This window comes from Pseudomonas sp. SG20052 (assembly GCF_031766055.1).
Classification (GTDB): Bacteria; Pseudomonadota; Gammaproteobacteria; order Pseudomonadales; family Pseudomonadaceae; genus Aquipseudomonas; species Aquipseudomonas mandelii.
Window position 1 is genome coordinate 3567995 of record NZ_CP134498.1, and the last position, 14861, is coordinate 3582855.

The following is a 14861-nucleotide window of genomic DNA, read 5'->3' on the forward strand; positions in this document are numbered from 1 at the left end:
TGTATCAAATCCCCTTTTTCCCTGCTCGCGCAAGGGGTTTGTTGCACAGGAAAATCCCCGTGAGAATCAGCCCGCCTCCCAGGCACATCGCCAGCGTCAACTGCTCGCCCAACAGTAACGCGCCGAGGATCACCGCCGTCAGCGGATTCAGGGCAATGAACACCCCCGAACGTGTCGCGCCGATTTGGCGAATGCCATCGTAATAGCCGATGTAGGCCAGCGCCGAGCCCAATACACCCAGGTACATCAGGCTCATCCATTGCTGCGGACCGAGGCTCATGAGCGCGCTGACACTCAGTTCACCCCGTATCGCAGTTGCCACCCACAGCATCAGGGTGCCGAGCAGAATCGAATACGCCACCGTCTGCACCGGCCCCAGCGAGTGGTTCAGTTCTTTGGAGAACAGCGAGTAAATCCCCCAGCCGAGCACGCAGCCGAAAATCAGCAGGTCACCGATCCACGCGTCGGCGTTGTCGACCAGTAAATGCGGGTTGCGACTGACGATCACCAGACTTGCCCCGGCGATACAGATCGCGATCCCGATAACCTTCGCCCGACTCAAGCGCTCCTTGAACAGCAGCCACGACGCCAGTCCGATCACGGCGGGGTTCAGCGCCACAATCAATGACGCTCGCGATGCATTGATGTAATGCAGTCCATAAAAGAAGCACAGGTTGTAGAAGAAGATGCCGAAGAACCCCAGCAGCGCCAGTTGCAGCCACTGCCCGGGGCTCGGCTTCGCCAGTGGTACGCGGGCTAGCAGCAAAAACAGCAGCAATGCCACGCTGGCCAGGAGGAATCTGAGGCTGGCGGCGAACAATGGGCTGAGGCTGTCCGCGAGAAACCGGCCAGCCACGAACGTCCCGCCCCAGATCATGGTGACGGCGGCGAGTTTCAAATAAACCGGCACATCCGATGAGGTTGTTTGCGCGTAAGCATTCATGAGGTGCAAGGACTTCAGTCAGGGAAGATGACGTATCATTTGACTAATGCATAATCATCGTAAAATGAGTAAAGACTCATGACCTTGACACAACTCGAGATTTTTTCGCTGGTCGCCGAACTGCGCGGGTTCACGGCGGCGGCCAATCGGCTGGGGATCTCCCAATCGGCGGTGTCGCATGCCTTGAAGTCGCTGGAACAGGAATTGGGTGTCGAGTTGTTCCGGCGCCACCAGTCCCAAGTCGAGCCGAGCGACATCGGTCTACAGCTCTTGTCGCGCGCCCGGGCCATGCTCGGGTTGGCCGACACCTTGCGCCAGGAAGCCGCCGACGCTCGCGGGATGAAGCGCGGCACCCTGCGCATCGGCTCGTTCGGCCCCACCTCATCGATCAAACTGCTGCCACAGATCCTGGCGCACTACCGCGCCGCTCACCCCGGTATCGAAGTGCACATCGACGAAGGTCCGGACCGGCAGATTATCCAGTGGCTGGAAGAACGACGAATCGATATCGGTTTCGTGGTGCTGCCCGAAGATCGCTTCGATACCTTCAGGCTGATCGAAGACCGGATGGTCGCGCTGCTGCCCTCCGATCACCCGCTGACCGGTCGCGACAGCCTGAGTTTGAGCGACTTGTGCCACGACCCGTTCGTGCTGACCGAAGCCGGGTCTTCGGAGCTGGTTTCACGGCTGTTCACGGCTGCCCGGCTGACACCGAACATCCGTTATCGCTGCTCGCAGCTGCTCAGCACCCTCGACACCGTAGGCCGAGGCGATGCCGTGACCGTGGTCGCCGAAGGATCGTTGCCCGACGACAACGACAGCCGCTACGTGAAAAAACCGCTGTCTCCATCCGTCAATCGGCAGGTAGGTCTGGCGGTGCTCGACCAGCGTCAGTCGTCGCCCGCAACGCTGGCGTTTATCCAAATGGCTTCAAACCTTGACTATCGTTGACCGGCATAAGTACCGACAGCCATCTATCATGCCCACTACCTGAACTCTTTTTTGGGAGGCGTGCCGTTGTCCTCCCTGCATTTGAGAGCCGTATCCCTTCGTCACAGGCTTTGTGAATGCCACTGAACGCCAAGACCCACAAACGCGGCAAACGAATGGCTGTAACCGTTTTGAGCGGGGTACTCCCGGTGCTGTTGGGGGTTGTCATTCTCTATATGCAGGCCGAGCGTGCGCTCAAGCAGAGCACCGAGCTGACGGCCGAAGAAGCCATCCGCCAATTCGAACTGATGCTCGACAATACCGCCCAGGCCGCACGGGAACTGCTGCCGCTGGCCGGCCAGACCTGTGACAACGTCAAACTTGCCCTGCGCGAACAGGTCACACGCCGGCCGTTCGTGCGTTCGACGAACCTGGTATGGGATAACAACCTCTATTGCAGTTCGCTGTTCGGGGACTCCAGGGAGACGGTCAATCCGGGCGACTACACCCAGGGCAAGTTGTGGTTGATGAACGGCAACCCGGTGACGCCCGACACTGCGTTGTTAGTGTATCGGCTCAGTGAAGGCGATCGGGGGGCGCTGACCACACTGGACGGTTATCACTTGAGCAACGTGTTGCGAATGATTGGGCGCAAGACGCGGCTGGTGCTTCAAGTCGGCCCCGTCTGGTTATCCGCCGAGAGCAAGGTTCACGAAGGCCCCCTGCCCACTCTGCCTGTGGCCGAAAGCAAGCAAACATCCACGCGTTATGCGTTTGCGGTCGCAGCCGGTTTCCCCGAGGGTGAAACCTGGCGCTACATGAACAGCGAGTACCCACCGCTGTTCAGTTTGCTGATCTTCTTCGGCGTGGTCTCGGGCGCAATCGGACATGTCCTGCAAAAGCGCTCGTCGTCCCCCAGCCATGAAATGCAGCGTGCGCTGGAGGCCGGTGAGTTTGTTCCCTACTTTCAGCCCGTGGTGCATGGCGATACTAAAACCTGGTCCGGCGCCGAAGTGTTGATGCGCTGGAATCACCCGAAGGAAGGCCTGGTACGCCCGGACCTGTTCATTCCTTTTGCCGAGCATTCCGGGTTGATCGTGCCAATGACCCGCTCGTTGATGCGACACACCGCGACGCTATTGGCGCCTGCCGCTGCTTCGTTCGATGGGCCGTTTCACATTGGCATCAACATCACCGCCAGTCATTGCAAGGACTTGGACCTGGTTGAAGACTGCCGGGAGTTTCTCAGTGCCTTCGCACCAGGGGCCATCCACCTGGTGCTGGAGTTGACCGAGCGCGAACTGATCGAACCAACGGCCATTACGCACCAGCTGTTCGAGCAGCTTCACACCTTGGGCGTAATGATCGCTATCGATGACTTTGGCACAGGTCACTCAAGCCTCGGTTATCTGCGTCAGTTCAATGTGGACTTTCTGAAAATCGATCAGAGTTTTGTCGCGATGATCGGCGTTGACGCGCTTTCCCGGCACATTCTGGACAGCATTATCGAATTGTCGGCCAAGCTTGATCTGGGCATCGTCGCCGAAGGCGTGGAAACCGAGGAGCAAAGTGACTATCTGGCCGCACACGGCGTGAACTTTCTGCAAGGTTATTTGTTCGGTCGACCGATGCCAGGAGCCGAATTCATTAATGCATTAAGGCACCATTAACCTGCGGTTTAAGCGACGAGGCAACGAAGCAGCGCACCAAATTGAATCAAAAGACTACTGTAGTTACATGAAGAAAAAGACAGGATTTACTCTTGGCCAATTAACTACTACAATTTTTCATGCCTGCGCAAGATTGGCAGGTGAGCCACTATCACCGAGTCGCTTCAAGGCTCTTGGCTTATAGCTTTGTTTGCGGTTGGTATCAGCCAAACACACTATTGGAGTAATGAATTTGTCCAGACTCGCTGAATTTCGTGCCGCTGAGAAGGCCCTTCAAGAACAGCTCAAGCAGCTGGAATCGCTGAAGAATGATGCCGGGCTCAAGAAAGAAATCGAATTCGAAGAAAAGCTCCAGGGGCTGATGAAAACCTACGGCAAAAGCCTGCGCGACATCATCGCCATCCTCGATCCGAACCCGGCAAAATCCGGTCTGCAGGCAGCAGCCCCTAAAACCCGTCGCGCCCGCGTGGTCAAGGTTTATCACAACCCGCATACCGGTGAGCTGATTGAAACCAAGGGCGGCAACCACCGTGGCCTGAAAGCCTGGAAGGAACAATACGGTGCCGCCACCGTAGATTCCTGGCTGCGAGGCTAAGCACTCGCGGTGATAAACAAGCCCTGCCAATGCAGGGCTTTTTTTATGGCCAGCCTCCCAATGCAACGAGGCGAGTCGTTCAACTCGCTACTTGCCGACTAAACTTTATGCTTAATCCGTTTGGGTATCTAAAGATTTCAGATCGCGCTGAAATCTGCAGTCACGCAAACCCGCAACTAAAGTTTCAAGCTGTTACGAGCCGCCGCAATTTCATCCTCGCTTGCCTTATAAGCCTCAGCCTGCCCCGCGTAGGAAAGAACATAGGCCTTATCGGCATCCACCGCTGCGACCAATGTTTGCGACAGCACATGTCGACCATTCTGCGTAATCGTGCAGGTAGTTTCCAATCCCGATAAGCGGCTCAAGGTCGCCGGATGAATCTTGTTGCAGACACTTTGATAGCCGCCTTGAAAGAAGTCCTTCTGCACCGACTTGCGCATTTCCAGCAGCACACCCTCCAGATTGACCTGATGACCGCTTTCTACTTGAGTCATGGTCAATTCCATCACCATTACCGGCGTGCCGCCTTGGTCGACTTTCACCGCGCGCTGTCGGGAAACCCCTGGTTTGGCATCATCTTGCGGAACGGCTTCCACCTCCCAGCCCTTCGGCCAGGTCACCACCGGTGCATCCGCTTGAGCGCTGGCGACACCTGACAACAGGAAAATCAGGACCCACGTCGATTTACAGAATCGGATCATTGCAATGAGCACTCACGGATTGAACCGTAAAGTCTGAGCCTCACCCGTCCGTCAGGCAATAGCAGACTCTTAGCGTTTGGTGATGTCCCAGCCCTTGCGTATCATTGTCGCCATTCGTTAGCCCCACTTATTTTCCGGAGGGCCCATGAGCCTGCACGAATTGAACACTTTCCCCGGCGTGACCGCTCAACCTGACACCGCCACCCAGAAGTTCGTCTTCAACCACACCATGCTACGGGTCAAGGACATCACCAAGTCCCTGGATTTCTACACGCGCATCCTGGGTTTTTCGCTGGTGGAAAAACGCGACTTCCCGGAAGCCGAGTTCAGTCTGTATTTCCTGGCGCTGGTTGATAAAAACCAGATTCCGGCCGACGCCGCCGCCCGTACCGAATGGATGAAATCGATCCCTGGCATTCTCGAACTGACCCATAACCACGGCACCGAGAACGACGCGGATTTCGCCTACCACAACGGCAACACCGACCCGCGCGGCTTCGGCCATATCTGCATCTCCGTGCCGGACATTCGTGCGGCGTGCGAACGTTTCGAAGCGCTGGGCTGCGATTTCCAGAAACGCCTGAACGATGGGCGCATGAAGAGCCTGGCCTTTATCAAAGACCCGGATGCGTACTGGGTCGAGATCATCCAACCGGCACCGATGTAAAAAAACTCGCTGCCACTGATTGTTCCCACGCTCTGCGTGGAATTCAGCTCGGTAGGCGTTACCACGCAGAGCTTGGGAACGATCAGTATCACGCACACAAAAACCCCATGATCGCTCATGGGGTTTTGTGTTTCAGCGTTGGTGTCTAAGCCGGCGCGGAGGTGCGGATCAGGTGATCGAATGCGCTCAGCGAAGCCTTGGCGCCCTCGCCCACTGCAATCACGATCTGCTTGTACGGCACGGTGGTGACGTCACCGGCAGCAAACACGCCCGGCATCGACGTTTCACCACGGGCATCGACGATGATCTCGCCGCGAGGCGACAGCTCGATGGTGCCTTTGAGCCAATCGGTGTTGGGCAGCAAACCGATCTGCACGAAGATCCCTTCCAGCTCTACATTACGCAGCTCGTCAGACTGACGATCCTTGTAACGCAGGCCATTGACCTTCTGACCGTCGCCCAACACTTCAGTGGTTTGCGCACTGGTGATCACGGTGACGTTCGGCAGGCTGTGCAACTTGCGTTGCAAGACCGCGTCGGCGCGCAGTTGTACGTCAAACTCCAGCAACGTGACATGAGACACGATGCCCGCCAGATCGATGGCCGCTTCGACGCCGGAGTTACCGCCGCCAATCACCGCCACGCGCTTGCCTTTGAACAGCGGACCATCACAGTGCGGGCAGTACGCCACGCCTTTGTTGCGGTATTGCTGCTCGCCCGGGACGTTCATTTCACGCCACCGCGCACCGGTCGCGAGGATCACGGTCCTGGCTTTCAGGGTCGCGCCACTGGCGAAGTGGATCTCGTGCAATTCACCGTTCTTGCCCGGCACCAGTTTGTCGGCGCGTTGCAGGTTCATGATGTCGACGTCGTATTGCTTGACGTGTTCTTCCAACGCTACTGCCAGTTTCGGGCCTTCGGTTTCCTGCACGGAGATGAAGTTCTCGATGGCCATGGTGTCGAGCACCTGCCCACCAAAACGCTCAGCCGCCACACCGGTGCGAATGCCTTTACGAGCAGCGTAGATCGCTGCCGAAGCACCGGCCGGGCCACCGCCGACGACCAATACGTCAAAGGCTTCCTTGGCGCTGATTTTCTCGGCCTGGCGCTCGATGCCGCTGGTGTCGATCTTGGCGAGGATTTCTTCCAGGCCCATGCGGCCCTGGCCGAAGTTCACGCCGTTGAGGTAAATGCTTGGCACGGCCATGATCTGACGATCATCGACTTCGGCCTGGAACAACGCGCCGTCGATGGCGACGTGGCGGATGTTCGGGTTCAGTACCGCCATCAGGTTCAGCGCCTGGACCACGTCCGGGCAGTTCTGGCAGGACAGCGAGAAGTAGGTCTCGAAGCTGAACTCGCCTTTGAGCGAACGGATCTGTTCAATCACTTCAACACTGGCCTTCGAAGGGTGACCGCCCACTTGCAGCAAGGCCAGCACCAACGAAGTGAATTCATGGCCCATCGGGATGCCGGCAAAACGCAGGCTGATATCGGCACCCGGGCGATTGATCGAGAACGATGGCTTGCGTGCATCGTCACCGTTATCTAACAACGTAATCTGACTGGAAAGACTGGCAACGTCTTTCAGGAGTTCGAGCATTTCCTGGGATTTCGCACCGTCGTCGAGGGAAGCAATGATCTCGATCGGCTGGGTGACCCGTTCCAGGTACGATTTCAACTGGGCTTTAAGATTGGCGTCCAACATACGGGCGATTTCCTTTTACTTGAGACGAAAAAAAACGCCCGAGCGAATCTCGCCCGGGCGTTTTTGAGGGCGGTTGCAGCTTACTGAGGTGCGGAAACCCGCCCTGATAGTGCTTTCACAGACTTAGATCTTGCCGACCAGGTCCAGGGACGGAGCCAGAGTGGCCTCGCCTTCTTTCCACTTGGCTGGGCAAACCTGGCCTGGGTGAGCAGCGACGTACTGGGCAGCCTTGATTTTGCGCAGCAGCTCGGAAGCGTCACGGCCAACGCCGCCATCGTTCAGTTCAACGATTTTGATCTGGCCTTCAGGGTTGATCACGAAGGTGCCACGGTCAGCCAGGCCAGCGTCTTCGATCAGCACGTCGAAGTTGCGGGAGATGGCGTGAGTCGGGTCACCGATCATGGTGTACTGGATTTTGCCGATGGCTGGCGAAGTGTTGTGCCAGGCAGCGTGGGCAAAATGGGTGTCGGTGGAAACGCTGTAGATCTCGACGCCCAGTTTCTGGAACGCGTCGTAGTTGTCAGCCAGGTCTTCCAGTTCGGTCGGGCAAACGAAGGTGAAGTCGGCTGGGTAGAAGAACACGACAGACCACTTGCCTTTCAGGTCAGCGTCCGACACTTTTACGAAGTCGCCATTTTTGAAGGCGTCAGCTTTGAACGGTTTAACTTGGCTGTTGATGATAGGCATCGATGACTCTCCGTCAGGGTTGAAAAGTTTGGTTGAGAAGTTGATGGGGTGAATCCTACCCACTCGATCGCCGCCTGGCTCATTGGCAAAGCTCATGCTGCTGATTGGTTTTCGCTATTAGCGGACAGTATTAATAGAAGAAAACGGTATCTAGCTCACCAATGGCTTTTCAGCGACTCGGGCCATCCCGAGAAACGGGCTGACTTCAACATAGCGCATGGCTGACTTCATATCCTTCCAACCCACATAACTCATCAACGATTTCAGATCCCAACCACTCTGATGGGCCCAACTGGCAAAGCCGCGGCGCAGGGAATGGCTGGTGTAGTGGTCCGCCGAAATGCCGGCACGTTCCAAGGCCTGACGCAACAAAGGGATCACGCTGTTGGCGTGCAAGCCCTCCTCGCTCAAGTGACCCCAGCGGTCGATTCCGCGAAACACCGGCCCGCGGACCAGCGCAGCTTCCGTGATCCATTGAATGTAGGCGTTCACTGGGCAGAGGCGCTGCAGGGCCGGGGTCTGGTAAGTCTTGCCGAGGTTTTCGCGATCACTCTTGCTGCGCGGCAGGTAGAGGGTGATGCCTGAACTGGCGATCGCCTGCACGTGTTCGATTTGTACGCGGCACAATTCATCACTGCGAAAGCCACGCCAGAAGCCCAGCAAGATCAGCGCGGTGTCACGCTTGGCGCGAAGCAATCCTGGCTGATCGTTTTGCGCCCTGGCGGTTTTGGCCTCCTGTTCCAGCCATGCCACCACTTGCTCCAAATGCTGAAGCTGCAATGGCTCGGCCTGTTTCTCCTGGGCCGGGTGCAGCGCCCGTATGCCCTTGAAGACCTTGCGCACCACCGGCGACTTGGTGGGGTCGGCGAATCCCTGGCTGTTATGCCACTGCGCCAGCGCTGACAAACGCAACTTCAACGTATTGATCGACAGCACGCCCGCATGGGCCGCCAGGTAACGCGCCACGCTGTCGCTCGTCGCAGGCAGGAAACCACCCCAACTGACTTCGAAATGCTCGATGGCCGCCCGGTAGCTGCGACGCGTGTTGTCGCGGGTGGCGGCTTGCAGGTAGCGATCCAGGTCGGTCATGGGCTATCTCTCGAAAATGTACCGCTTTGGTGAAGTAAAACGTGTAACACGGCGTATCACGCGGGGTAATACCAGTATATCCCGCCTCAATAATTTAGATTTTTTATCTTTTTGTTGATGATGGTACACTGCGTACTTTAGTGGCATGTACCACAGTACGAAATCGTAGGAGAAGAAATGGCTCGTGGCGGCGTAAACAAAGCGGTGGTGCAGGCGGCACGGTTGGCAATCCTTGCCCGTGGCGAAAACCCCAGCATCGATGCAGTACGGATCGAGATGGGCAATACCGGCTCAAAAACCACCATTCACCGCTATTTGAAGGAGCTGGACGACGGCAGCGAGCGCGCTGAAACGCCCTCTGAACCCATCGATGATGAGCTCGCAGGCTTGGTCGCGCGTCTGGCGCAGCGCCTCAAGGAGCAGGCGCAAGAGCCCATCGACCAGGCACGCACGCAGTTCGATCAGCAACGGAAGGAACTGGAAATCCAGCTGACTGAAGCCCGGCAAGCCAACACTGAACTGCACCAGCAATACGAAATTCAAAGCCTGGCCCTGACTCAAGAATCCGAAGCGCTGCACGAAACCCGCGCCATGCTGCAGACCGAGCAAACCCGCAACGCCGGATTGAACCAGGCACTGGCCGATTTCGATTTACGCTTGCAAGACAAGGATGTGCAGATCCGCTCACTGGAAGAAAAGCACCTGCACGCACGCGATGCACTGGAACACTACCGCAACGCCATCAAGGAACAGCGCGAGCAGGAACAGAGCCGCCACGAAGGCCAGTTGCAACAGATTCAGATGGAATTGCGCCAGGCCCAGCAAAGCGCATTGGTGCGTCAGGACGAAATCACTCAATTGCACCGCGACAACGAGCGCCTGCTCACTGAGAACCGTGGAACGCTACGCGAACTTGGGCTGCTACAGGAGCAACTCAAACACACCCACAGCCGCCAGGATCAACTGCTGGAGCAGGTCAACCGCATCGACAGTGAGCGCACCCTCCTCCAGGAACGCTTGCGTGCCGCGCTGTTGGAAAGTCAGTCGCTCAAGCAAAGCGTCGACGAGCAGTCGCAGATAAACAAAGCGCTGGAAATCGATTTGCTCAAGACTCGGGCGAGTCTCGATGAAAGCTTGCGCCTGGCCGCTGTCATTGCAACAGCGCCAGACGCATCAGAGAGTGAAAAGAGCGATTAACCGGCAACCGGCGTGCGCATGGTGACGAACTCTTCGGCGGCAGTAGGATGCACGCCGATGGTTTCGTCGAAATCGCGCTTGGTCGCACCAGCCTTCAAGGCAATCGCCAAGCCCTGAACGATCTCACCGGCATCCGGCCCGACCATGTGGCAACCCAAAACCTTGTCGGTCTTGGCATCGACCACCAGCTTCATCAGCGTGCGCTCCTGGCACTCGGTCAGGGTCAGCTTCATCGGCCGGAAACGGCTTTCGAAAATCTGCACCTCGTGGCCAGCTTCGCGCGCATCTTCCTCGCTCAAGCCGACAGTGCCAATGTTTGGCAGGCTGAACACGGCGGTCGGGATCATCTTGTAATCCACCGGACGATATTGCTCAGGCTTGAACAAGCGACGCGCCACGGCCATGCCTTCAGCCAAAGCGACGGGGGTCAGCTGGACACGGCCGATCACATCGCCAAGCGCCAGAATCGACGGCTCCGCAGTCTGATACTGATCATCGACCGCGATGAAACCTTTCTTGTCGAGTTTGACGCCGGTATTTTCCAGCCCGAGGTTGTCGAGCATCGGCCGGCGACCGGTGGCGTAGAACACACAATCCGCTTCCAGCTCGCGACCATCCTTGAGCGTCACCTTCAGGCTGCCATCGGACTGTTTATCGATGCGCTCGATGTCGGCGTTGAATTGCAGGTTCATGCCGCGCTTGGTCAGCTCCTCCTGCAAATGCTTGCGTACCGCACCGTCGAAGCCGCGCAGGAACAGCTCGCCGCGATACAACAACGTAGTGTCGGCGCCCAGCCCGTGGAAGATCCCGGCGAATTCGACAGCGATGTAACCGCCGCCCACCACCAGAACGCGCTTGGGCAACTCTTTGAGGAAGAACGCCTGGTTGGAACTGATCGCGTGTTCATGCCCCGGAATCTCCGGGATCTGCGGCCAGCCACCGGTCGCAATCAGGATGTTTTTAGCGGTGTGACGCTCGCCATTGATTTCGACGGTGTTCGGGTCGACGATTTTGGCGTGGCCTTCATGCAAGGTCACACCGCTGTTGACCAGCAAGTTGCGGTAAATGCCATTCAGGCGATTGATCTCGCGATCCTTGTTGGCGATCAGCGTCGCCCAGTCAAACTTCGCTTCACCCAACGTCCAGCCAAAGCCCGAAGACTGCTCGAAGTCTTCGGCGAAGTGCGCGCCGTAGACCAGCAGTTTCTTCGGCACGCAGCCGACGTTCACGCACGTACCACCCAGGTAACGACTTTCAGCCACAGCCACTTTCGCACCAAAACCGGCAGCGAAACGCGCAGCCCGTACACCGCCGGAACCGGCGCCAATCACATAAAGGTCAAAATCGTAGGCCATTTTCAATCTCCTCGGCAGGCAACCAGCATACCCGCAGACGTCCGTTGGGCAAGCGCTGCAAGCGATATCGGGGGGCGGCAAATGAAAAAGCCACCCGAAGGTGGCTTTTCAATACAAGCAGGTCAAGCGCTATCAGTAAGCCTTGCCAGTCTTGTAGAAGTTCTCGAAGCAGAAGTTGGTCGCGTCGATGTAGCCTTCAGCGCCACCGCAGTCGAAACGCTTGCCTTTGAACTTGTAAGCCATGACGCAGCCGTTCTGGGCTTGCTTCATCAGGGCGTCGGTGATCTGGATTTCACCACCCTTGCCTGGCTCGGTTTGTTCGATCAGGTCGAAGATGTCCGGCGTCAGGATGTAACGACCGATGATCGCCAGGTTCGACGGTGCATCTTCAGGCTTTGGCTTCTCGACCATGCTGTGAACACGGTAGATGTCATCGCGGATCATCTCACCGGCAATCACGCCGTACTTGTGAGTTTCTTGCGGGTCGACTTCCTGGATGGCAACGATCGAGCAGCGGAACTGCTTGTACAGCTTGACCATCTGGGTCAGTACGCCGTCGCCTTCGAGGTTGACGCACAAGTCATCCGCCAGCACCACGGCGAACGGTTCGTCGCCGATCAGTGGACGACCGGTCAGAATCGCGTGGCCCAGGCCTTTCATTTCGGTCTGGCGGGTGTAGGAGAACGAGCAGTTGTCGAGCAGCTTGCGGATGCCGACCAGGTACTTCTCTTTGTCGGTGCCCTTGATCTGGTTTTCCAGCTCGTAGCTGATGTCGAAGTGGTCTTCCAGGGCGCGTTTGCCGCGACCGGTGACGATGGAGATTTCAGTCAAACCAGCGTCCAGTGCTTCTTCGACGCCGTACTGGATCAGTGGCTTGTTTACCACCGGCAGCATTTCTTTGGGCATGGCTTTAGTCGCTGGCAGGAAGCGAGTACCGTAACCGGCTGCTGGGAACAAGCATTTCTTGATCATATAAGTCCTTGAAAGGGCTGTGTGTACGAGTTTCGGCGCAGTCTAATCAGGCGGCGTGCACCTTACAATGCCCCGCGCTGGCTAACCAATGCCATCATAGAGAAATATTCCCGCGGATAGTTCAATCCGCATTTTCACGCGGTCAAATCAGCGTAGCTCAAAGAGGCCGACAAACTCGACCACCATACGCTTATCGTCCCCCAATGCGAGCATTTGCCGGTATCATGGCGACTTTGAACCAGTGAACGAGACAGATAGATGACCGTAGCGAAAATCATCAACGGGTACACGGTCGACAAAGGAAAAGATGGCCAGTGGCGCATTACCGCCGCCAATGGCGAAGATGTTTCCGGGCCGTTACCCAGCGAAGCGATGGCGATTGAAGTGGCGTCGGTGTTCGACTACACCCACCCCGCGCCGAAGCGACGCGGCAAGAGTCAGGACTGATATCCTGCGGCACTCGCAGAGCCCTGCCATTGAGCAGGGCTTTTTTGTGGCCAGGTACAAACAAGTGGCCATTCGCTATAACCTTTTGCTGCCTGCGCTGTCACAGGCTTAGCCCCATCATCCTGACGACGACAACGACATGACTAAATTTTTGCCCCTGATTGCAATCCTGGCCCTGACCGGCTGCGCCACTTCCGAGAAAATGTACCTGAACAACGGAGAGCAAGGCCTGGCAATCGACTGCTCCGGCGAAGCCAACTCCTGGGCCACGTGCTATGAAAAAGCCGATGCCTCTTGCGCGGGGACCGGCTACCGGATCGTCGGCACCGACGGATCGCCTTCCACCAAGGAAAGCGACAAAACCCTGGGGGTCGATGTCGGCAACTTCAAGAACCGCAGTGTCGTGGTGGTCTGCAAGTAGGGCGCCCTGCCCTACATGTGAATTTCCGCAAATTTGATTCCGAGACCACGCACGGTCTCGATCAAATCGTCGAGACGGGCAAACGACTCGACCTCATCGTTATCATCCACCAGAAAATAGCTGCGCCCGGCGCTCTTCTTGAAAAACACGATCCATTCCCCCGGGTTCGCGGGATTTTGAATGACGTGGGTGGCAGAGATCAGTCCCTCTGCATGGCGTTCCTGTACCTGCTCTCGCTTCATGCTCGACTCCAGAAAAGACAATGCCGCCAAAGCATGACTTTGACGGCATCGGTGTGAACGGTGGCTAGTCTATCAGCCGGAAATGCAAGCGTTGGCGGCTTTCTGCACGTCTTTAGGACGCACCGGCACATTGGACATACGCTCATGCAGCTTTATACCACTGCCACCCGAACGGTCTTCGATGTCGAACACGGCTGCCGGGGCCGATGAAAATTTCGCCGGCACGATGACGCGCATCCCGTCCTTGGTTGACTCCAGTTGCAGGGCGCCACGACTGTCGGCCAGTTTTTCGACCAGGCATTGCGCGTATTCATTGGGCTTTTTGCCTGAGATCACGTTCATGGTAGGCAACGTCTCATTAATCTCCGAGACATTCGCACAGCCACTCATCACCAATGCCAACGGCAAGGCCAACACACCCCACTTCATACAAAACCTCCGATAAAGACCCTCCGACAGCGCAAATGCTGATTTTCTCCGAGGCTCGCTGCGTTTATCGCTCATAGAATTCCGAATAACTGTTTTTAATTGTCAAAGCGAACCTCGACGACCGGATAATAACCTGTTCGGGCTGATAAACTGCGCCAATCGCCCATGCTATCGTTTTGATTTTGTAGAAAAAGCCCTTCTGGAGGCGCCTCATGAAATTTATCCACCAGCGCGAGCACCTCAACGAAGACGACATCGTCGTCATCCAGTGCTCCCAAACATGCAACATCCGCTTGATGAACGACGCCAACTTCCGCAGCTTCAAGAACGGCGGCCGTCACACTTACCACGGCGGTGCGTTCGATACTTTCCCGGCCCGGATTACTGCACCGAGCACCGGTTTCTGGAACATCACCATCGACACGGTCAACCGCCGTCCGATCAGCGTGACCCGCAAACCGACCCTGACGCACTCGATCAAGATCATCCGTCGCTCCAGCACGAAACTGAGCTGAGTGACGCTCCCACACGAATAAAAGCAGGTATGACCGTGGCCCAAACGACCAAGTACGTCATCAAATACAAACTCAACGGCGAACGCCGCTTCGAATTTGCCCAGCTCGAAAAAGGCACTGAAGAAGAAGCCAAAGCTGCGCTGGACGCCATTCATGGTTCGAGCGACGACGTCATCAGCGACATTGCCGTCAGCAAAGCACTGTAACGCGACCCGGCACCCGGAGCATGGACTTCATGCTCCGCGCCCGTCTTGAATTCGACCGCAAGCGCCGGAGTGTTCACTCCCTTGGCG

The 14861-nt window shown here is 57.0% G+C and carries 18 protein-coding genes; 9 read left to right on the top strand and 9 right to left on the bottom strand.

Features of this window, described 5'->3' with window-relative positions; all coding sequences use genetic code 11:
- Positions 1-4 precede the first annotated feature (4 nt).
- Positions 5-943, bottom strand: coding sequence for an EamA family transporter (locus RHP74_RS16305; RefSeq protein WP_311095840.1), 939 nt, complete (start codon positions 941-943; stop codon positions 5-7).
- 78 nt (positions 944-1021) lie between these two features.
- On the opposite strand from RHP74_RS16305, the gene RHP74_RS16310 reads away from it, so the two are divergent.
- The 3 genes from RHP74_RS16310 (at position 1022) to RHP74_RS16320 (ending at position 4138) form a co-directional block, all read left to right on the top strand.
- On the top strand, positions 1022-1894 hold the full coding sequence (locus RHP74_RS16310; RefSeq protein ID WP_311095841.1) for a LysR family transcriptional regulator: 873 nt from the start codon (positions 1022-1024) through the stop codon (positions 1892-1894).
- Positions 1895-2010: 116 nt separating this feature from the next.
- Positions 2011-3543 (top strand): EAL domain-containing protein, encoded by a 1533-nt coding sequence (locus RHP74_RS16315; protein WP_311095842.1) that lies wholly within the window; start codon positions 2011-2013, stop codon positions 3541-3543.
- A 232-nt stretch (positions 3544-3775) separates the two neighbouring features.
- Complete coding sequence (locus RHP74_RS16320; RefSeq protein WP_077747869.1) at positions 3776-4138, top strand: histone-like nucleoid-structuring protein, MvaT/MvaU family; 363 nt, start codon at positions 3776-3778, stop codon at positions 4136-4138.
- Positions 4139-4314: 176 nt separating this feature from the next.
- On the opposite strand, the gene RHP74_RS16325 is transcribed toward RHP74_RS16320, so the two are convergent.
- On the bottom strand, positions 4315-4839 hold the full coding sequence (locus tag RHP74_RS16325; RefSeq protein WP_077747746.1) for a DUF4946 domain-containing protein: 525 nt from the start codon (positions 4837-4839) through the stop codon (positions 4315-4317).
- 145 nt (positions 4840-4984) lie between these two features.
- On the opposite strand from RHP74_RS16325, the gene gloA reads away from it, so the two are divergent.
- Positions 4985-5506 (top strand): lactoylglutathione lyase, encoded by a 522-nt coding sequence (gloA, locus tag RHP74_RS16330; protein WP_010460703.1) that lies wholly within the window; start codon positions 4985-4987, stop codon positions 5504-5506.
- A 145-nt stretch (positions 5507-5651) separates the two neighbouring features.
- Here gloA and ahpF read toward each other — a convergent pair whose 3' ends face one another.
- From ahpF to RHP74_RS16345, 3 genes are all read right to left on the bottom strand, one after another.
- Positions 5652-7214, bottom strand: coding sequence for an alkyl hydroperoxide reductase subunit F (ahpF, locus tag RHP74_RS16335; protein WP_010460705.1), 1563 nt, complete (start codon positions 7212-7214; stop codon positions 5652-5654).
- 123 nt (positions 7215-7337) lie between these two features.
- Complete coding sequence (ahpC, locus tag RHP74_RS16340; protein ID WP_010460707.1) at positions 7338-7901, bottom strand: alkyl hydroperoxide reductase subunit C; 564 nt, start codon at positions 7899-7901, stop codon at positions 7338-7340.
- A gap of 150 nt (positions 7902-8051) precedes the next feature.
- Positions 8052-8990 (bottom strand): site-specific integrase, encoded by a 939-nt coding sequence (locus RHP74_RS16345; RefSeq protein ID WP_311095843.1) that lies wholly within the window; start codon positions 8988-8990, stop codon positions 8052-8054.
- 177 nt (positions 8991-9167) lie between these two features.
- Between RHP74_RS16345 and RHP74_RS16350 the strand changes: the two genes are divergently transcribed.
- Positions 9168-10187 (top strand): DNA-binding protein, encoded by a 1020-nt coding sequence (locus RHP74_RS16350; protein WP_010460711.1) that lies wholly within the window; start codon positions 9168-9170, stop codon positions 10185-10187.
- Here RHP74_RS16350 and gorA read toward each other — a convergent pair.
- Both gorA and galU read right to left on the bottom strand, forming a co-directional pair.
- Complete coding sequence (gene gorA / locus RHP74_RS16355) at positions 10184-11542, bottom strand: glutathione-disulfide reductase (protein ID WP_102594163.1); 1359 nt, start codon at positions 11540-11542, stop codon at positions 10184-10186. The genes RHP74_RS16350 and gorA overlap by 4 nt on opposite strands.
- Before the next feature lie 132 nt (positions 11543-11674).
- The gene (gene galU, locus RHP74_RS16360; protein WP_010460715.1) at positions 11675-12514 is read right to left on the bottom strand and encodes a UTP--glucose-1-phosphate uridylyltransferase GalU; all 840 of its coding nucleotides are present in this window, start codon (positions 12512-12514) and stop codon (positions 11675-11677) included.
- Between the two features lie 258 nt (positions 12515-12772).
- Here galU and RHP74_RS16365 point away from each other — a divergent pair, with 258 nt between their 5' ends.
- Positions 12773-12961 (top strand): hypothetical protein, encoded by a 189-nt coding sequence (locus RHP74_RS16365; protein WP_102594162.1) that lies wholly within the window; start codon positions 12773-12775, stop codon positions 12959-12961.
- A 139-nt stretch (positions 12962-13100) separates the two neighbouring features.
- Positions 13101-13382 carry a hypothetical protein gene (locus RHP74_RS16370; protein WP_169857679.1) on the top strand — a complete coding sequence of 94 codons (282 nt, stop codon included), beginning with the start codon at positions 13101-13103 and terminating at the stop codon, positions 13380-13382.
- Positions 13383-13393: 11 nt separating this feature from the next.
- On the opposite strand, the gene RHP74_RS16375 is transcribed toward RHP74_RS16370, so the two are convergent.
- Entirely contained in the window at positions 13394-13624 is a 231-nt protein-coding gene (locus tag RHP74_RS16375) for a hypothetical protein (RefSeq protein WP_010460721.1), read from the bottom strand.
- Positions 13625-13696: 72 nt separating this feature from the next.
- Entirely contained in the window at positions 13697-14053 is a 357-nt protein-coding gene (locus RHP74_RS16380; RefSeq protein ID WP_083376633.1) for a hypothetical protein, read from the bottom strand.
- 212 nt (positions 14054-14265) lie between these two features.
- Between RHP74_RS16380 and RHP74_RS16385 the strand changes: the two genes are divergently transcribed.
- Positions 14266-14568, top strand: coding sequence for a DUF1883 domain-containing protein (locus RHP74_RS16385; RefSeq protein ID WP_007946189.1), 303 nt, complete (start codon positions 14266-14268; stop codon positions 14566-14568).
- 29 nt (positions 14569-14597) lie between these two features.
- Positions 14598-14774 carry a hypothetical protein gene (locus RHP74_RS16390; RefSeq protein WP_010460725.1) on the top strand — a complete coding sequence of 59 codons (177 nt, stop codon included), beginning with the start codon at positions 14598-14600 and terminating at the stop codon, positions 14772-14774.
- The last annotated feature ends 87 nt before the right edge of the window (positions 14775-14861 follow it).